This window comes from Dyella silvatica, assembly GCF_026283955.1.
In the GTDB taxonomy this organism is placed as follows: domain Bacteria; phylum Pseudomonadota; class Gammaproteobacteria; order Xanthomonadales; family Rhodanobacteraceae; genus Dyella_C; species Dyella_C silvatica.
This window is the reverse complement of the sequence record NZ_JAPDPE010000117.1, coordinates 1-16,980: the sequence shown is the minus strand read 5'-3', so window position 1 is coordinate 16,980 and position 16,980 is coordinate 1. Positions and strand designations below refer to the sequence as shown.

The window sequence follows — 16,980 nt, the reverse complement described above, 5'->3', positions numbered from 1 at the left end:
GCATGATCGACCAGACTGGTGGTGATGCTTACGACGTGGCCACTGCCCTGCTTCTCCATTTCCGCGATGGCCAGCTGCGTTATGTTGAAGAACCCGTTGAGATTCACCGACAGATTGCTGGCGTAGTCGTCCGCGGTGTAGGCAGTGAACGGCTTGGCCATGAAGATCCCGGCGTTATTGACCAGGGTGTCGATACGGCCAAAACGCAGAAGCGCTTCCGACACGATACGCTCGGCCACCGCGCGGTCGGCGATATCGCCGGGCACCGTGATGACATCGGGATCGCCGGATGGCTTGATCGAGCGCGAGTTGGCTACAACGCGGTAATTGCGGTCGCGGAAGGCCTTGACCAGCCCCGCGCCGATACCCTGCGATGCACCGGTGATAATGGCGACTTTCTGTTGGCTATTCATGCTGTGTGTTTCCCTGGAGTAAGTGGCTCGGCGTGATGCCGATCGGGCCGGTGGCGCCGATGCACTTAATCTAGGAGCGCACGCTGGATTAGCGAATCCCCGTTACTCGGCAGACATTCTTCCGCGCCGCGGTTGAATCGTCTTGGCCGGCGTCATCGCCGCCTCCTTGGCCAACAAGGCAAAGCGTGCACGCAAGCGCGGCAGCGCGAAGTCGACAAAGGCGCGCACCTTGGGCACAGATAGACGTCCGTTAGGCGACACCAGATGGACCGGAATAGGCGCGGGCTCCGCATCGGCGAGCACAACCTGCAGCAAACCCTGTTTCAGTTCCGGCGCCACGTGATAAGAAAGCAGCCGAGTCACACCATAGCCATCGACTACCGAGTCAATCGCACCACGCACATTGTTCACGACCAGGCGCGGGCTCAGCACGATCGCGCGCGGAACGGACGACCCTTCCGGCGCAGGAAAGCTCCATGACTCCAAGCCCATGTGGCTCAAGGCAATCGCCTGGTGCTTGGCCAGATCGGCGGGCTCGACGATACGCGGATGCGTCGCCAGATAGCGAGGCGACGCCACCACCACCCGGCGTACCTCGCCGACCCGGCGCGCGACCAGGCTCGAGTCGGCCAGGTGCGTGATGCGCAGTGCCAGGTCCATGCCTTCGTCAATCAAGTTGACTGGCCGCTCAAGCAGGTACAGCCGCACGCTGACCGTGGGGTATTCGTTGATGAAGGCATCGACGATGGGACGAAGTATCTCCACCCCGGCGAATACGGTGGCGGTCACGGTCAGGGTACCGCGCGGCACCGAGCGCTCGCCGGCGGCGTTCCTGTCCGCCTCGTCCAGGTCCATAAGCAACTTGCGGCAGGCCAAGGCGTATCGCTCGCCTGCCTCGCTCAACTTGATCGAACGCGTCGTCCGGTGCAGCAGGGGCACGCCCACATGCTGCTCCAGGAAGGCGATGGCCCGGCTCACCGCAGCGGCGGAGCGGCCGGTCTTGCGACTGGCGCCGGCAAGGCTGCCTTCATCCAGCGCCGCGACGAAGACCTTCATTGCATCAATGCGATCCATGGAATCTTCCTCATCGGCGGGCTTCGGACACAACAGTCGTGAAAGCGTCCGGCCCACTCAGTTGCCAGCTGGCGATAGTCGGGTCGGACCGATCACGCTGCCGTCACCAGCGCAACCGGGCTTGAGTTTGAGACGGCCGCCGGTACTTGCCTTACTTGCGCGGCGCGATGATTTCGCCCAGATAATCAGGCGTGCCATCGACGCGTACCAGATGCGGATACTTCAGGCCGTCGTGATAGTCCACCGGCACGGTGCGAAAGCTGCCCTGGTATTTCAGCAGTAGCTGGATCGGTGCCTTGCTGTCCTTGGCTGCCGCAATCGCGCTCTTCAATACCTCGCTCGAATAGGCCTGGCCATTCACCGCCATCACCGCGACACCGGTGCTGACGCCGGCCTTGAATGCCGGCCCGTTCCAGCGAACGTCGTTGACCTCACCCTTGTCATTCATGGTCAAACCGATCGACCAGGCGAAGTTATACAAATGACGCGACGACTGCGGCCGGCTGTTGTACTGCTTTTCGTAGGCGCTTTCCTGATCGGTGTAGACCAGTTTCCAGCCGCTGGCGGCAAGGCCGTTTTGCAGCGGTGGATTAAGCATGCTGACGCGTGCGTGCAGAAAGCTGGCCCAGTCGTATTTGGCCACGCCGTCCAGGGCTGCCACCACATCGTCAAAGGTGTAGGTCTTGGTCACGTAGCTACCGTTATCGACACCAAAGAACGCACGGGCGAAATCATCCAGCGATTTTCTATCCTTGCTCAGGGCGCGCAGCTTGGCATCGACCTCCAGCCACATCATCTGCCCACCGCTGTAGTAGTCCTCGCTCATCTGCCAGCTGCGGTACGGCAGGCTTGAACGGCGGGCGACGGTTGCATCGTTGGTGGTGTCTTCGAGTGTGCGCCATTGAAAACCTTCGCGGTTACGCTCGTAGTTGGCCGCCGTCACGGCCAACGCATCGCGAAACTGCTGCGACGTCCACATGCCGGCGCGCGCGGTCAACACAAAACCCCAATACTGCGTCTGCCCTTCGTACACCCATAGCAGCGAATCGCCCATGGGCACGTTGAAATTGGGCGTCCAAAGATCCGCCGGGCGACGGAACTTGCCGTTCCACGACTGCGTGTACTCATGCGCCAGCAGGTCGCGCCCTGGCGCGGCGTCGCTCCAGGCGGTGAAGTAGTCGGCACCCATGCCATCCTCGCTGGACTGGTGGTGCTCGGTGCCATTGCCACCGAGTTGATCCGACAGCGAGAACAGAAAGTCGTAATGATCGTAGTGATGCGAGCCGAACAGCTTGATCGCCTGCGTCGCCAGGGCGCGATGCACGGTCAATTGCTCGGGCGTCATCTCCAGGTACTTTGGCTCGTCGGCGACGATATCCAGGTGTACCGGTGCATCACCGCCCGGCGTGAGGTCGACGCGCTTGAAATACTGGCCGGCGTAGATCGGCGAGTCGACCAGATTATTGAAGGTCACCGGCTTGAACATAGTGGTGTCGCCGGACTGCGAGGCTGTTTCCAGTGCGCTGCCCAGCTGCCAGCCGCGCGGCAGCGTCACACTGGGCGCCACGGTAATCCCGCGCGAAAAATAACCGGCTGGATACAGCGACACCTTGCTCCATTCCATATCCATCATGCGATCGGTGATCTCAAACCCTTCGCTGTCGGTGCGCCCCGACATGTATTGGAATTCCGCGTCGATCGCCGCGACGTCGTTGGGCACGTCAAGATGAAACGCGTACACGTTGTACTTATCGCGCTTCCACGCCAGCGGCTTGCCATTGGCGCTGAGCTTGAGGCCAGCCAGCATGGAGATCGGACCGGTCGGCGAGTGATCGCCGGGAATCCACTGCGGATACAGCAGCGTCAAGGCACCCGCCTGCACCGGAATCGTTTCATGCACGCGAAAAATACCCTGCACTGTGTCGCTGGCATCGACATGAAGCGTCAGCGTGCCGGCGTAAGGCGTGTCCTGGGGCGGCGGCAGCTCGGCCGTTTCCGCTGGCAGCGCAGCGGCCGTGCGGGCGGCGAACGCCATGGCTACAGCCAGGGCAAGACGCGAAAACCTGCGATGAGCAGCAAGCGACAAAGCAGCGGAAGACACACGGGACATGAGGAGCTCCGGCAAGCGAGTGGACAGTCGGCAAACTTAGCATCACCGCTTGCGAATGAGACTAGACCAGTAGTCATGCTTTGGACTGCTGGAGCTGGGTTTAAACGCACGTTCAAGATCGACACGCTATGGGCATGAGCCAATCAATGGCAGCGGTTTTAAGCCTCGGCGTAGCTGACGTTGCTGACTAAAAACGCCCGGGACAAAAACACGTCATGCCAAGACTATTCGCCATGCCTCTTGGGACCGGAGGCCTGCAGGTAACTTTCGCCAGGCGCAGTTGGGCTGTTCTAACCACAGGCGTTGGCCATACCTGCGTGGAGTCAACGCTTGACCCGACCCGAGAGCAGTAATTCGATGGCCAGCCCTGCATCGGCCGGGTCGGTTCCCTGCCCGCTGATCACGTCGGCATAGACAAAAGATTCGGCCAGGCGTACGACCAGATAGGCAAGCGTATCGATATGAAGCGGCGGGGTAAGTCGCCCCGCTTCGACTTCACTTTGAATCAGGCCATGCAACTTTTCGATGACGCGCCCCTGCACCGGCCCGCGCTTAGAGGTAAGCAGGCGCAGCGCGAATTCAGCGTCGAGCTCCATAAAGCGGCGCAAGGGTTCGTACGCACGCAGGCGGCGGATGATGTATTCGCAGATCGCAGCAACACGCCGTGCGCCACGCGTCTTGACCGTGGCGACCGCCTGGTCGATCAACGGCTCGCATAGCGACCAGATGACTTCGCCCAACAGTTGCTCACGGCTGCCGACCCAGCGGAACGCGGTGGCCCGGCCGATGCCGAGTTCGCTGGCGAGCGAGCCGATGTCGAGCCGTTCGCCGGCGATCCAGCGCCGGCGCGCGGCGCGAAACAGATCCAGCGGCTCGACCCGCCGCGAAGGTCGCTCGCGCAGGGCTTGGCCGAGACGGGTCATGCTGGCGGTGGGAGGCGTTGAGCGGGGCATGGCGAAAGTGTAGTCGCAGGTGCAACTTGACGCTATATGAGTCGTATGCAAACAATGACTCATTACCCGTGGAATCAGCCTGATGCCTGCCAGCCCTCTGATTGATCGCCGCCATCTCGATTTCATGCTGTACGAGCTACTTGGTATCGAGCAACTCACGCACTACTCGCGTTTTGCCGAACACAGCCGTGAGACCTTCGATGCCGCGATCGCCTTGGCGCACCAGATCGCGGAGAGCAAATTCCTCTCGCATAACCGCAAAAACGATCTGCACGAGCCACATATGGTGGACGGCAAGGTGGTGTTGATTCCGGAAATCGGCGAGAGCCTGCAGGCCTTCAATGAAGCCGGTTTCGCGGCGGCGCTGGCCGACTATGACGACGGCGGCATGCAATTGCCGTTCGTGGTGTCCACCGCCTGCGATGCGATGTTCGCGGCAGCCAATCCTGGCACGGTGGCCTATCCGGCGCTGGCCCGCGGGGTCGCCAACCTGCTCGAGGTGTATGGCAGCGACGAACAAAAACGCCTTTACATGAAACCCATCGTCGAAGGCCGTTACTACGGCACGATGTGCTTGTCCGAACCGCAGGCGGGTTCATCGCTGGGCGACATCAAGACCCAGGCCGAGCCGCAGGCTGATGGCAGTTACCGCCTCAGTGGCGCCAAGATGTGGATCTCTGCCGGCGATCACGAGCTGGGCGAGAACATCGTGCATCTGGTGCTGGCCAAAATCGTCGGCGCCGCTGCCGGCGTGCGCGGCATCAGTCTGTTCATCGTGCCGCACTGGCGTGTCCATGCGGACGGCTCCCGCGCTGAGCGCAACGATGTACGACTGGCCGGCCTCAACCACAAGATGGGACAGCGCGGCAGCGTCAACACCTTTCTCAAGTTCGGCGAAGCCGGCGACTGTCACGCTTACCTGGTCGGCGAGCCGCATCACGGCCTCGGCTACATGTTCCACATGATGAATGAAGAGCGCATCGGCGTCGGCATCGGCGCGATCCAGCAAGGCAGCGCCGGTTATCTGTACTCGTTGCGATACGCGCGCGAGCGGCGTCAGGGCCGGCACCCCGACCAGAAAGATGCCAGCTCACCGCCGCTGACCTTGATCGAACATGCCGACGTGCGGCGCAGGTTGCTGCAGCAAAAGTGCTGGGTGGAAGGCGCGCAGGCGCTCGGTTTCTATACCGCATGGCTGGTCGATCAGAGCCGCGATCCAGACGAGATCGTGCGCCGCGATAGCGAGCTGCTGCTCGAACTGCTTACGCCCATACTCAAATCCTGGGGCTCCGATTATTCGTTGAAGGCCAACGAGCTGGCGATTCAAATTCTCGGTGGCTACGGCTACACGCGTGAGTACCCGGTGGAGCAGTGCTATCGCGACAACCGGATTAACCCGATTCACGAAGGCACCAACGGCATCCAGGCGCTCGACCTGCTGGGGCGCAAGGCGATGATGCAAAACGGCGCGGCGTTGAAGCTGCTATTGCAGCGTATCGGCGCGAGTTGCGCCGATGCCGCGTCGGTCGCGGAGCTACGCGACCTGGCAGCGCAATTGCTGGCCGGGGTAAAACTCACCGGCGAAACCACGGCGGCGATCGGCCAGCGCATGGCCGCCGGCGAAGTGCGCCTGGCACTCGCCAATGCCAGCCACTACATGACCTTGCTTGGCCATCTCACGATCGGCTGGCTGTGGTTGCAGCAGGCGGTTATCGCGCAACGCTCGCTGCCACAGGCCAGCGCATCGGATCGGTATTTTTACCTCGGCAAGCTGCAGGCCTGCCGCTTCTTCTTCGCCACCGAACTGCCGCAGATCGAGCTGGCGGCGCGACTGGTGCGCGAGGCCGAGCCGAGCGCCTATGCGATGCAGGCGGAGTGGTTCTGACGATGCGCTAATGTGCACATGCCGTGACATCGAGGTCGGCGCACTGCAGTCTCAATTCGAGGGGATCGGATATGGCATACGATTTTCTGATTGTCGGCGCGGGCTCGGGTGGCTGCGCCGTGGCCGGAAGGCTTGCGCGCTTGCGCCCAGCAGCGAAGATCGCGCTGATCGAAACAGGCCCGGCAGACAACAGCATCTTGATCAAGGCCCCGCTAGGTATCGCGGCGGTCGGCCCGCGCCGTAACAAATACAACTACGCCTACGAAAGCGTAGCGCAGCCCGGCTTGAACGGCCGCCGCAGTTACCAGCCACGCGGACGCGGCCTGGGTGGGTCCAGTTCGATCAACGCCATGGAATATATCCGCGGCCATCGCGACGACTACAACGATTGGCTGCAACAAGGGTGTACCGGCTGGAGTTGGGACGAGGTGCTGCCCTACTTCAAGCGTAGCGAAGACAACGCACGCGGCGCCGATGCCTTGCACGGCACCGGCGGCCCGCTCAGCGTCAGCGACCCCACCGATCCCAACCCGTTCTGCCAGGTGTTTCTCGACGCCGTAAAGCAAGCCGGCTTTTCGCTCAACCACGACTTCAACGGTGCCGAGCAGGAAGGCGCCGGGCTGTACCAGCGCACGATCAAGAACGGCGAGCGCTGCAACGCGGCAAGCGGCTACCTGCGCGAGCAGCGGCTGCCGAATCTTGAGGTGATGACGCATACCCAGGTGTTGCGCATCCTGTTCGAGGGTAAACGCGCGGTGGGGGTGGAGATCGAGCGCGATGGACAACGACGCACGCTGCACGCGCGCGCGGAAATCGTGCTGGCGGGCGGCGCCTTCGGTACCCCGCAATTGCTTATGTGCTCCGGCGTGGGGCCGGCGGAGCAACTGCGCAGTCTCGGCATCCCGCTGGTGCACGAATCGACCGATGTCGGCCGCAACCTGCACGACCACCTCGACTACAAGATGCCCGTCCGCGCCAGCCATCCGGATCTGCTCAGCATTTCCGTGCAAGGCGGCATGCGATTGATACGCGAGATGTTGCGCTATCGGCGCGAGCGTCGCGGACTGATCACCAGCAATGTGGCCGAGGCTGGCGGCTTCTTCAAGACCGATCCCGCACTGGCGCGCCCCGATGTGCAAATCCATTTTCTCATCGGCATGGTGGATGACCATGCGCGCAAGCTCCACCTGGGCGCGGGCTTCACCGGACATGTTTGCGTGTTGCGTCCAAAGAGCCGCGGCAGCGTCACCCTGGCCAGCCCCGATATCCGCGTCGCGCCGCTGATCGACCCGGCGTTTCTGCAGGAGCCCGAGGATCTCGCCGCCCAGCTACGCGCGGTGAAACTGCTGCGCAAAATTCTGCAGGCGCCGGCGCTCGCGGCACAAAGCGGCAAGCCCTTGCATAGCGCCGCGAGCGAAAGCGACGAAGACTGGTGCACCGAGATACGCAATCACGCCGACACCGTCTATCACCCCGTAGGCAGCTGCCGCGACGAACATGCGGTGGTCGATCCGCAACTGCGCGTGCGCGGCCTGGAAGGCCTACGTATCGCCGATGCCTCGATCTTCCCCAGCATCATGGGCGGCAATACCAACGCACCGGTGATCATGGTGGGCGAACGCGCCGCGGATTGGCTGGCACACAGCTAGTGCCCGTTTTCCCGGCATCGTTCGGCATAGCAGCCTGCGCAGGTCGTCAGCCTCTCGCCCTACCCGCCCAGTCGTGAAACACCGCCTTAGATCACCGCAACCCGGACTTGGCGCGAGCTAGGGAGTTACTTGGCCTGGGTCGAGGCAAAGTTGTGACATTGCGCGCAATTGGCAACATCGCACCCGCTCAGGGCGGCGAAAGATACGAGCAAACTCAGCACGATGGCGATACGGCGGATGAGACGAAGCGTAGTCATGGCAATCTCCGGAGTCGATGATGAGCGGATCGATAAGCCCTTACAGCGCGGCCACGACCATCATAAATAACCAAGCGTCTTGCTGACGAGGCATCGGATAACGCAAAGCGAGCAACCATCGATCGAATCGATCACCGCTCCCCACCTGCAGCGCAATGCGAGCCGAGCTGCATGCTACACCTCCGAGCCTGGTTTTCTCAGCCGCCCATCCGTAGCCACCTGGCGGCCATCACCGATCGCCAGGCTTAGAGCCTGTTCATGATCTCTGAGTGGCTCGCGCCGCCGGCGGTTTGCCTGCACGACAAGGAAGAACGAAGGAGTGTACGTCGGTACACGACCGAGTGATGACGCGGTCGTGCGGGCAAACCGACGCGGCCCGAAGGGTTGAGTTGCGGTGGCCACCGCAACTCAACGCGAGATACTCAGAGATCTTGAACAGGCTCTTAGTGCACCGTCTTGGCAAGTTCGGCTTCGTCCTTGAGATAGCCGGCGCTGAGTGTGGCCTGCTTTTGCGCGATGGGCAGCAAGGTCGGATAGAACTGGACGAAGGTCGTGTCTACGGCCGCATGCTCGCGATGACATGCATAGCAAGCAGCAGTCATCGGCAGCCTGGCCGCTGGCGCCTGGCCTTCGACATCGAAAAACGCCCAGCCGCCTTCGAACCGCGCCGTGTCTTTGACATGTATCTCGATGCCGTGGATGTCGCCGTTCTGAAAATGCCCACGATGATTGATCGAACCCTTGGCGGAAGAGGCGCGTACTTCCAGCACAAACTGGGTCTTGTCTGGCCAGCTACCGGTTGCCTGGAATAGGCGATAGGCCTCGGGATTGACAAACACGTTGTCGAATACCGGCTCCTTGGATGCCAGCGCCTTTTCGTTATAGCTCATGTCCAGACCGGAGCTCAGGAATACCCATTCACGGTAATCCGCTGGCGGGATGAGCTTACCGTCGGCGGTGTAAGTGGGCTGGTGACTGCCTGCTGCTGGCGCTTGGGCAAACACGCTTATCGGCGCTGCGATGAAAGGCAGCGCCAGCCATGCGAGACACACAACCATCGGCTTGATCACGTCAATACTTCCTTGTCTTGGGTGTTTGGGTAGATTCAACCAGGCCGAAGCGCTGGCAGTAGATGCTTGGCGACACCGAAAAGCGCCGCTCGAACGCGCGCCGAAACGAGTCGGCGCTTTGAAACCCTACCGACGCGGAGATCACCTCAATACGCAGCCCTTGCATCAGCAGCGTTCGCGCATGATCCAGGCGTATGCGCTCGGCGAACTTCGCCGGCGCTTCACCAAAGACCTGCACAAAGCGCCGGGTCAGATGCCTGACGCTCATGTCCATGCGCTCCGATAACGCGGTCACCGAATGGTCAGCCTCCGGGTTGGCCAGCATCCAGGACAACAGGTCGCTGAACTTACCTTTCGTGCGCTGCTGCAATTGCAATGGTTCGGAAAATTGCGCTTGATCGCCGGCGCGCCGGTAGTGCACGACCAGCTGCCGCGCGCAAGCAATGGACACGGTCTCGCCAAGGTCATCGGCGATCAATTTCAAAGCCAGGTCGATCGCCGCCGTCACCCCGGCAGACGACCATAAGTTGCCGTCGTGCACATACAGAATGTCCGCATCCACCCGCAACAAGGGAAAACGCGCGCGCAAATCGTCCGCATATTTCCAGTGTGTAGCGATGCGAAAAGAACCTTCGGTGAGCTCGGCCGCAAGAAAGGCGCCGGTGCACACACTGACCAGGCGCCGGCTGCGACTGGCCAGTGTGACCAGGGTCTTGCGTTGCGTTGAACTCAATTGCAGGCTCCGCGCACCGCAACCGCCGGGGATGATCAACGTATCCGGCCGCAGGTTCGCATGGATGCCGCGATCGGCCACAACCCGCGCACCATTCTCCGCCCGCACCACCTCGCCTTCGATGCTCCAAAGCTGTAAACGATAGCTACCGGGCACCAAGGCGTTCGCCGCATCGAAAGCATCCAGCGGGCCGAATACATCGAGCGCCTGAAATCCTTCGTAAAGGATCAGGGCGATGGTCCGTTCCCGCGTCGGTCCCGTAAGTGTCATGCGCTCATTCTGCGGACTGCGGACCTGCGGCGTAAAGGACATAAATCCGACACTTTAGGACCACCGACCTTGACGCCGAAAACAGCCGCCGTGGGTCGCCCGTGATGCTCCAGCGGCAGACGAATATGCGTGGACCTGCAGCCTTATTGGTATGCGCCTGGCAGCCAGCGGCCATCAACCATGCCGCCTGTCATCGACAAATTCCGCTGCGTACGCCCAGGCCTTAAAGCCTGTTCAAAGCGCAGGCTCTAAGTGCATCATCGCCCATTGCATCATGGCCAGCGGAAACATCCCATGCAGATCAGGCAACTTGTCGACGCACTCAGCGTAGCGACCCAACTGGACGCTAGCGATATGTCCACAGTCGCCGCACTGGGCTTTCGCAGCGTGATCAACAACCGTCCCGATAACGAAGAAGCCGGCCAGCCAGCAGGTGCCTCGCTGGAACAGGCTGCCCTGGCGGCCGGTCTTGCCTATCGCGAAATAGCCGTCGTGTCGGGACAAATAACCCCGGCGCAGGCGCAATCGTTCGGCCAGACGCTGGCGCACTTGCCGGCCCCGGTACTTGCGTTCTGCCGCACCGGCACACGTAGCACCCTGCTATGGGCACTGGACTCCGCGCGGAGCGGTACCGATATCGACGCCATCATCGGCACCGCCGCGCATGCCGGCTACGACCTGGGCGGATGGCGTGCCCGGCTGCAGCAGGCTCAACATGGAGACGTCGCTGCAACATGATCGTGAGATCGATGCGGCGACCTGACCGAAGCCCGCTGGCTGACACGAAGCCTCATAGCGCAACCGCCGCCGCTTGCGTGCCCTGCCCGGCTGGCCGGCCGGTGCCAAGCACCATCCGCCGATGACAGCATCCGCGACAAACACGTATCAGCCATGCTTCGAACCATGTTGCGCCGACCAATGATCGCTACGCTCTTTTCATTCGAATGAGTTCCCCATGACCTTACCGCTGCAGGACATCCTGGCCATCATCTGCGGTTCGGCGGTCGGCTTTTCGCTGGCTCTTATCGGCGGCGGCGGCTCGATCCTGGCTACGCCGCTGCTGCTGTACGTGGTCGGCGTGCGTGACCCGCATATGGCCATCGGTACCAGTGCCTTAGCCGTGGCGGTGAATGCTTTTGCCAATGTCATCCCGCATGCGCGCATGGGTAATGTGCGTTGGAAACCGGCACTGGTGTTTGCCGCCGCCGGTGTCGTCGGCGCCTTGCTGGGATCGTCTGTCGGCAAAATGGTGAATGGCCAGCATCTGCTGGTGCTGTTCGCCTTGCTGATGCTGGTGGTCGCGGCACTGATGATACGAGGCCGCCACGAGGGCGGCGGCGACCGCTATCCGCTGCCGCATATGATTCCACGGCTGGGCGGCATTGGCCTGGGCACCGGCGGGCTGGCGGGTTTCTTTGGCATCGGCGGCGGGTTCCTCATCGTGCCCGGGCTGATGCTCGCCAGCGGCATGCCAATCATCAACGCGATTGGCACTTCGTTGTTTTCGGTGGGCGCGTTTGGCCTTACCACCGCGATCAACTATGCCGCCTCCGGCCTGGTGAGCTGGCAGGTTGCGGTGGAGTTCATTGGCGGCGGCATGCTGGGCGGCTGGCTTGGTGCGAAGGGAGCGACGCATTTGGCGCGCAAGCGCGGCGCGCTCAACCTGGTCTTTGCCGGCGTCATCGTGCTGGTCGCGATCTTCATGCTGGTGAAGTCGCTGCGCGCTTGAATGCTCGGCGCAAACGTCACCAGAACAATGACTCCTGTAGCCGATGGCTTGAAGTCCACCAGGTATCTCCAACGCCACATCGGCTTTTACCCTCAAGCGGACAAAAGCGTTCAGGCCGCGGCATAAGATCGACACGATGGCATGAATCCTGGCCCCAGCAAGTGGGCCACATCGTATAGACGTCCAAAGATCAGCGAATAAGCGCGACAGGCCTGATCGAGCAAGCATGTTTCGCTGTCGCCGCATGGGTTGCAGGGCAAACCATGCGGCGCATTATGCCGATGTGAAGACCCGCCGCCAGCTCTTTAAATTCAAATCCATTCAACCAAAATAATAGCGCAAGCCTTTGTTTCAATTGACGCACCATGATCAATTCAAAGCGGTAAGCCAAGCATAAAAAACCATGATAAGGTTCAACGCGCCGCTATATCGCGGCCTATCTGATCAATGGAGTGCACTCATGAAACAGCTTGACGTTGTTATGCACGACTCGGAAGCGAAAGTGGCTAATCCTTTCGGGATTCAAATGGATGGACCGTTGCTAAGCCAGATGACTGTAGAAAAGCGCGCCCCAAAAACTTTTGAGCCGGGAGATATCGGTGGTATCGGTTCTCGCGGCGGTATCGGCTAACCCGTCTTAAGAAGACATCATTCGCTTAGCTTGAAGTCATTTACCCATGACAGGAGCCGCCTCTTTGCCAAGAGGCGGCTTTTTTACGCATAGAGGTCGATCATGCTGAAAGCCCGTATCGCCTTGTCTGATCTGTCGCTTCCCGCGGTGTGGCGAGATGGCGGCGTCGTTTTGGGAAACAGCCGGATCACCCCCTATGCGCACCCGATGCTGGAAACCCTGCTGGTGCGCACGGAAAACCAGTGGTTCGTCAGCGTAAGAGAACGTCTTGCTGGCACCGTGCCCGGTGCGGCCGAAACGAGTGCAGACGTGAATGCCGAGGTATTCAACCGGCTTTACCAGGAGTGCATGTTGTGGCCGCTCGATTATCTGATGATCGAAGTGGCCCAGGCCGGATGCCGGATGAGAGTGCGCGCCGGCGTGTTCGGCTCGGTGCCGGTTTATTGCCATGCCAGCAACGACCAGGTGACCATTTCCTGGGATTTTTCCGATTTCGCTACGCTGCCCTTGGCCATCGATGCTGAAATTGCCAGCCACCGCCTGGCGCTCAATACGGTTTATTCGGCACGGCAACTATGCGTCGGCGTCAACCTGCTGACAGAACGTGCTTCGTTTCACGTTGAGCCGGGCAAAGCGAGTTTTCGATATCCCACGCCAGCAGGCGATACCGCGCCATCACCGTTGCCGGATGGCGACGATGGCTTGACCGCGTTTGGCGAACTATTGCAGCAGGTCGCATCGGCTCGACCGGTTACGACGGATCAGCTATCCATCGAACTGAGCGGCGGCATGGACTCGGCCACGGTCGCCAGTGCCATGGCCAGAACGCTGCGCCAACCGATGGCAAGCCTGGGCATACTGCTGGACGGAGACGTTCGGCAGCCACAGATTCAACGGCGGCAGCTGATAGCGAACCGGCTCAAGCTGCTCGACCAGACGGTGGAAATTGCCGCGTTCCCACCCAGCCTCGATATGCAGCAAGGGCCCGAGCAGACAAAAGGGCTGTACTGGGAATATTACCGTGAGGCATGCGCCGCCTTATGGGATTCAGCGTTGGCGCAAGGGCGCAACGTACTTTTCAGCGGTGTCGGTGGCGACGAGCTGTTTCCGGACTATCTCCATGAAACCGCGCCGGGAAGCGGCGAGGAATCGGGGCGTGTCGGCGAGGCACGCCGCTGTGCCGAGGGCTTGCTGACACCGCTGGCCTTGAATGTGGCTCGCACCTTGCGCAGCTTCGATGCTCCCGCCAGCCCGGTGCCGGCCACCGCGTTGCTGACGCATGCGTGTCGCGGGCCCGATCAGCTACGGCATGGCTTGTGGCCAGTGAATCCGTTGAGCGATCCCAACCTCGTCGCCTTCTGCCACCGCCTGCCCCGCGATCAGCGGCAAGGCCGCGAGCTTATGCGGCAATATTTGCAGGCACAGCTTGGCAGCGAGGTGTTCCCGCGTGGCTACAGCAAAGAAACCTTTGCGCAGGTACTTCCCGAGCTGATTGCGCAGCATGCCGAAACGGTTGCCCGGCAATTGCGCGATTGTGCCTTGGCCGATCTTGGCCTGGTCGACCAGCGCGCCGCGCTGGCCTTGTTGCATACGGTGGCCACAACCCGTGCGCATGCACCGATGTCGGCACTGGCTTCATTTCTCTGGCTGGAACGATGCGTGCGGCAAGTCAGCTGATGGTGATCCGTCGTTGCTGCGGCCCTTGGTGCTAGCGCTTTACTGGGCTGCCAAGCGGCCACTCACATGTAATAACCTCATCCTAATAACCCCAGCCGCCGAACCTGTTCGCCATGCCGCCCTTCACATGAAAACATCGCATCTGTTCAACCACGCCATGCGGCTCAGTCTGTTCCTGGCCAGTGGGACGGCGATCGCCACGGAGTGCCCTTACCACCCGCTCGACCCCGGCACAGGAACGGTAAGTGTCGGGCCAGCCACGGTCCATTTCGGCGCGGGCGACCATGCTGAAAAACCCAGCGCCTGGATCGGCCCCCTGCGCATCACCCAGCCTGGCGGCACATCGTGCACGGTCGATCCCGATGTAAGCATCATGGAACGCCCGATGTACTCGGATGGCGAACATATGCTGGTTTCGACCTACTCAGGCAGCCTGCGCATCGTCTATGCCATCGACCTCGCGACATGCGCCGTGGTTTGGAAAAGCGACGCGTTTGCGGGAGCGTTGGCACTGCACGGTCAACAGCTGCATATGGCGAAACACGTCGTCAAGCTGGGGCCGCACTGCGTTCCATAACGGCAGCCGTACGCTCTTCCAAACATAAGCCCGGGTGGCTTTCGACGTATGCATTGGCGATCAGCTCAAGGCACGGCATCGCCTGGGTCCAGGCATTGCCGCTGGTTGCCCAGCGGCAATGGGCTTGCATGATAGGTACCGGCTCAAGCCGCCATCAGTGCAAGGGCACGCTTAGTACCGACGGATTCGCATCAGGCGAGCTAAACGTCACACTGCCGCCTAGCTGGGTTATGCCGGCATAGCGCAGGTCCACCGTGCCAATGACCAGGGCCAGGCGCTGACCGGCCGGAACATCCCAGCTGGTCGCCTCCAGACGGATATCGATGGGCTGAGCCACGCCCGGCATGGCACCGCGTAGCGAATAGGGTTTGTGACCGATCAACTGCCCGGTGCCTAACAGGTCGACACTGTACAAATAGGCGTAAAGCGTGGTGTTGGCCTGGCTTGGGGTCACCGTGACATGCAGCGACGACATGCCATCGACCCGTTGCGCGGTCTGATACATCGGCCCGATCCACACCCCCGCCCCTGCGCGCGCGATCAGCGGCATCGAAGCCAGCGGCGGAAAATCCAGGGCTTGCAGAAAACCGGTGAGCAAGGCCACGCCGGACGAGGCCACGGTTGGCACAGCCGTGAATATTCCACTCTGCCAACCGGTGCTCGGCGCCTGCGCAAAGCTTCCGGTCGGTAACAGCAGATTAGTCGGCTGGCCCAGGTAATACGGGGTCGCGCCATGTTGCACCGCGGCCCAGTCGGCATAGTCGTGCCAGATGCCGCTTTGCGAATGCAGCCGCACCCGTGGCTCTGCATCGACGCCGTTGTTAATCCCTTTCAGATAATGATCGAGCCAGCGATCGATAGCGGTATACACCTCGTTCGGCAAGCCGAGCGAACCCGCCGTCTCGGCGGAACCATGATCGCCCTGGCTGAACATCAATTGCTTGGGTCCACTGAGCTGTCCATAGAAGTCGACCAACTGGCCCGGGGCGAACAAACTGTCATTGAACGCGTTGGCCAGAAAAACCGCCGTGCCGTTGGCATTCAAATTGGCCACGTTGGTGATGGGGCTGCGCGCTGCCGCCAGCGGCAACACGATCGCCGCTGCACCATCGAAATCACCCGCCAGGATCCGACTCGTCGCGGCAGTCAGCTCCGGACCGGGATGCCCGGTTACTGTGCCCGCCAGCACCAGCCCGGCCATCGCCTGCGAGCTCGGCGTCTGGTTGGGATACAACGAAGCGGCGAGGTCTGCCCAGGCGCTGGTCGCCGCCACCGCCTTGATGCGCGGGTCGAGCTCAGCGGCGAGCAGGCTCACGCCGGCACCATAAGAGGTGCCTACGGCACCGATCGCGTTAGGGTCCGATGGGGTATTGATCAGCGCCCAGTCGATCATCGCGCTGACATCTTTGACCGTGGCCGGACCGGCGATATCGATCAAGCCCTGCGAGTCATAAAAGCCTCGCGAGGTGTAACCCACCACGATGTAACCCTGGCTCGCCAGCACCGCGCCACTACCGACATTCTGTAGATCCGGCGCGGCCCAGCTGGACGGTATGACGACCAGTGGAAACGGGCCGATACCCTGATCTTTGGGCACCATGACGACGGCGCTGATCTGCGCGCCATCCCAGCTGGGAATGTATTTGACCGAGGTGGTGAAACTACCGGCATAGATCGGCATGCTGAAGCCGATCACCGCCATCAGGATGAGTGATGCGATTATTTTGCGCATAAATCCCCGCGATGATGAGTGAGATGGATATGCAAGCCTCATGCTGCGATCAACCCCCTTGCCTGGATGGATTCACACGACCTTCCACTCGCAGCGAAGAGAAATGACAGCGTTTTAAACAGTCCGGCATGAGCCCTCCCTTTGCTGCAACGTCCCCTGAGCTCAGCCTCTCCAAGAGGCCAATGACATGGGCATGACGGGGCTGGCATCCAATCCATGC

At 61.3% G+C, this 16,980-nt stretch carries 16 protein-coding genes; 7 read left to right on the top strand and 9 right to left on the bottom strand.

The features are described 5' to 3' along the window. The 4 genes from OUZ52_RS18710 to OUZ52_RS18695 form a co-directional block, all read right to left on the bottom strand. On the bottom strand, positions 1 to 413 hold a 413-nt coding region (locus OUZ52_RS18710; RefSeq protein ID WP_266160050.1), incomplete at its 3' end, for an SDR family NAD(P)-dependent oxidoreductase. A gap of 102 nt (positions 414 to 515) precedes the next feature. Then, positions 516 to 1,487, bottom strand: coding sequence for a LysR family transcriptional regulator (locus tag OUZ52_RS18705; protein WP_266160049.1), 972 nt, complete (start codon positions 1,485 to 1,487; stop codon positions 516 to 518). Positions 1,488 to 1,638: 151 nt separating this feature from the next. Continuing rightward, a complete protein-coding gene (locus tag OUZ52_RS18700; RefSeq protein ID WP_266160048.1) occupies positions 1,639 to 3,597 on the bottom strand; it encodes a M61 family metallopeptidase in 1,959 nt (652 codons plus the stop codon). Between the two features lie 323 nt (positions 3,598 to 3,920). Further along, positions 3,921 to 4,520 carry a QsdR family transcriptional regulator gene (locus OUZ52_RS18695; RefSeq protein ID WP_266160047.1) on the bottom strand — a complete coding sequence of 200 codons (600 nt, stop codon included), beginning with the start codon at positions 4,518 to 4,520 and terminating at the stop codon, positions 3,921 to 3,923. A 112-nt stretch (positions 4,521 to 4,632) separates the two neighbouring features. Between OUZ52_RS18695 and OUZ52_RS18690 the strand changes: the two genes are divergently transcribed. Both OUZ52_RS18690 and OUZ52_RS18685 read left to right on the top strand, forming a co-directional pair. Beyond that, positions 4,633 to 6,435: an acyl-CoA dehydrogenase gene (locus OUZ52_RS18690; RefSeq protein ID WP_266160046.1), complete on the top strand. Its 1,803-nt coding sequence runs from the start codon at positions 4,633 to 4,635 to the stop codon at positions 6,433 to 6,435. A gap of 71 nt (positions 6,436 to 6,506) precedes the next feature. Next, positions 6,507 to 8,084, top strand: a complete 1,578-nt coding sequence (locus OUZ52_RS18685; protein ID WP_266160045.1) for a GMC family oxidoreductase — start codon at positions 6,507 to 6,509, stop codon at positions 8,082 to 8,084. Positions 8,085 to 8,209: 125 nt separating this feature from the next. Here the strand turns inward: OUZ52_RS18685 and OUZ52_RS18680 are convergent, their stop codons facing one another. The 3 genes from OUZ52_RS18680 to OUZ52_RS18670 form a co-directional block, all read right to left on the bottom strand. Then, positions 8,210 to 8,341: a hypothetical protein gene (locus OUZ52_RS18680; RefSeq protein WP_266160044.1), complete on the bottom strand. Its 132-nt coding sequence runs from the start codon at positions 8,339 to 8,341 to the stop codon at positions 8,210 to 8,212. 443 nt (positions 8,342 to 8,784) lie between these two features. Beyond that, positions 8,785 to 9,411 carry a cytochrome P460 family protein gene (locus OUZ52_RS18675; RefSeq protein ID WP_266160043.1) on the bottom strand — a complete coding sequence of 209 codons (627 nt, stop codon included), beginning with the start codon at positions 9,409 to 9,411 and terminating at the stop codon, positions 8,785 to 8,787. A 1-nt stretch (position 9,412) separates the two neighbouring features. Further along, positions 9,413 to 10,414, bottom strand: coding sequence for a GlxA family transcriptional regulator (locus tag OUZ52_RS18670; RefSeq protein ID WP_266160042.1), 1,002 nt, complete (start codon positions 10,412 to 10,414; stop codon positions 9,413 to 9,415). A 294-nt stretch (positions 10,415 to 10,708) separates the two neighbouring features. Between OUZ52_RS18670 and OUZ52_RS18665 the strand changes: the two genes are divergently transcribed. After that, positions 10,709 to 11,152 (top strand): protein tyrosine phosphatase family protein, encoded by a 444-nt coding sequence (locus OUZ52_RS18665; protein ID WP_266160041.1) that lies wholly within the window; start codon positions 10,709 to 10,711, stop codon positions 11,150 to 11,152. Between the two features lie 217 nt (positions 11,153 to 11,369). After that, positions 11,370 to 12,143 (top strand): sulfite exporter TauE/SafE family protein, encoded by a 774-nt coding sequence (locus OUZ52_RS18660; RefSeq protein WP_266160040.1) that lies wholly within the window; start codon positions 11,370 to 11,372, stop codon positions 12,141 to 12,143. 190 nt (positions 12,144 to 12,333) lie between these two features. On the opposite strand, the gene OUZ52_RS18655 is transcribed toward OUZ52_RS18660, so the two are convergent. Next, positions 12,334 to 12,510, bottom strand: coding sequence for a hypothetical protein (locus OUZ52_RS18655; RefSeq protein ID WP_266160039.1), 177 nt, complete (start codon positions 12,508 to 12,510; stop codon positions 12,334 to 12,336). 93 nt (positions 12,511 to 12,603) lie between these two features. Here OUZ52_RS18655 and OUZ52_RS18650 point away from each other — a divergent pair, with 93 nt between their 5' ends. The 3 genes from OUZ52_RS18650 to OUZ52_RS18640 all read left to right on the top strand — a co-directional run bounded on the left by OUZ52_RS18650 (position 12,604) and on the right by OUZ52_RS18640 (position 15,028). Continuing rightward, the gene (locus tag OUZ52_RS18650; protein ID WP_266160038.1) at positions 12,604 to 12,774 is read left to right on the top strand and encodes a hypothetical protein; all 171 of its coding nucleotides are present in this window, start codon (positions 12,604 to 12,606) and stop codon (positions 12,772 to 12,774) included. 102 nt (positions 12,775 to 12,876) lie between these two features. Next, the gene (locus tag OUZ52_RS18645) at positions 12,877 to 14,451 is read left to right on the top strand and encodes an asparagine synthase-related protein (RefSeq protein WP_266160037.1); all 1,575 of its coding nucleotides are present in this window, start codon (positions 12,877 to 12,879) and stop codon (positions 14,449 to 14,451) included. 127 nt (positions 14,452 to 14,578) lie between these two features. Further along, the gene (locus OUZ52_RS18640) at positions 14,579 to 15,028 is read left to right on the top strand and encodes a hypothetical protein (RefSeq protein WP_266160036.1); all 450 of its coding nucleotides are present in this window, start codon (positions 14,579 to 14,581) and stop codon (positions 15,026 to 15,028) included. A 154-nt stretch (positions 15,029 to 15,182) separates the two neighbouring features. Here OUZ52_RS18640 and OUZ52_RS18635 read toward each other — a convergent pair whose 3' ends face one another. Next, the gene (locus tag OUZ52_RS18635) at positions 15,183 to 16,760 is read right to left on the bottom strand and encodes a CocE/NonD family hydrolase (protein ID WP_266160035.1); all 1,578 of its coding nucleotides are present in this window, start codon (positions 16,758 to 16,760) and stop codon (positions 15,183 to 15,185) included. Positions 16,761 to 16,980: the final 220 nt, after the last annotated feature.

Excerpts from the sequence above, each read along its gene's own strand:
- OUZ52_RS18705 (WP_266160049.1), bottom strand. The coding sequence starts at position 1,487 with ATGGATCGCATTGATGCAATGAAGGTCTTCGTCGCGGCGCTGGATGAA.
- OUZ52_RS18700 (WP_266160048.1), bottom strand. The coding sequence starts at position 3,597 with ATGTCCCGTGTGTCTTCCGCTGCTTTGTCGCTTGCTGCTCATCGCAGG.
- OUZ52_RS18695 (WP_266160047.1), bottom strand. The coding sequence starts at position 4,520 with ATGACCCGTCTCGGCCAAGCCCTGCGCGAGCGACCTTCGCGGCGGGTC.
- OUZ52_RS18690 (WP_266160046.1), top strand. The coding sequence starts at position 4,633 with ATGCCTGCCAGCCCTCTGATTGATCGCCGCCATCTCGATTTCATGCTG.
- OUZ52_RS18685 (WP_266160045.1), top strand. The coding sequence starts at position 6,507 with ATGGCATACGATTTTCTGATTGTCGGCGCGGGCTCGGGTGGCTGCGCC.
- OUZ52_RS18680 (WP_266160044.1), bottom strand. The coding sequence starts at position 8,341 with ATGACTACGCTTCGTCTCATCCGCCGTATCGCCATCGTGCTGAGTTTG.
- OUZ52_RS18670 (WP_266160042.1), bottom strand. The coding sequence starts at position 10,414 with ATGACACTTACGGGACCGACGCGGGAACGGACCATCGCCCTGATCCTT.
- OUZ52_RS18665 (WP_266160041.1), top strand. The coding sequence starts at position 10,709 with ATGCAGATCAGGCAACTTGTCGACGCACTCAGCGTAGCGACCCAACTG.
- OUZ52_RS18660 (WP_266160040.1), top strand. The coding sequence starts at position 11,370 with ATGACCTTACCGCTGCAGGACATCCTGGCCATCATCTGCGGTTCGGCG.
- OUZ52_RS18655 (WP_266160039.1), bottom strand. The coding sequence starts at position 12,510 with ATGGTGCGTCAATTGAAACAAAGGCTTGCGCTATTATTTTGGTTGAAT.
- OUZ52_RS18650 (WP_266160038.1), top strand. The coding sequence starts at position 12,604 with ATGAAACAGCTTGACGTTGTTATGCACGACTCGGAAGCGAAAGTGGCT.
- OUZ52_RS18645 (WP_266160037.1), top strand. The coding sequence starts at position 12,877 with ATGCTGAAAGCCCGTATCGCCTTGTCTGATCTGTCGCTTCCCGCGGTG.
- OUZ52_RS18640 (WP_266160036.1), top strand. The coding sequence starts at position 14,579 with ATGAAAACATCGCATCTGTTCAACCACGCCATGCGGCTCAGTCTGTTC.
- OUZ52_RS18635 (WP_266160035.1), bottom strand. The coding sequence starts at position 16,760 with ATGCGCAAAATAATCGCATCACTCATCCTGATGGCGGTGATCGGCTTC.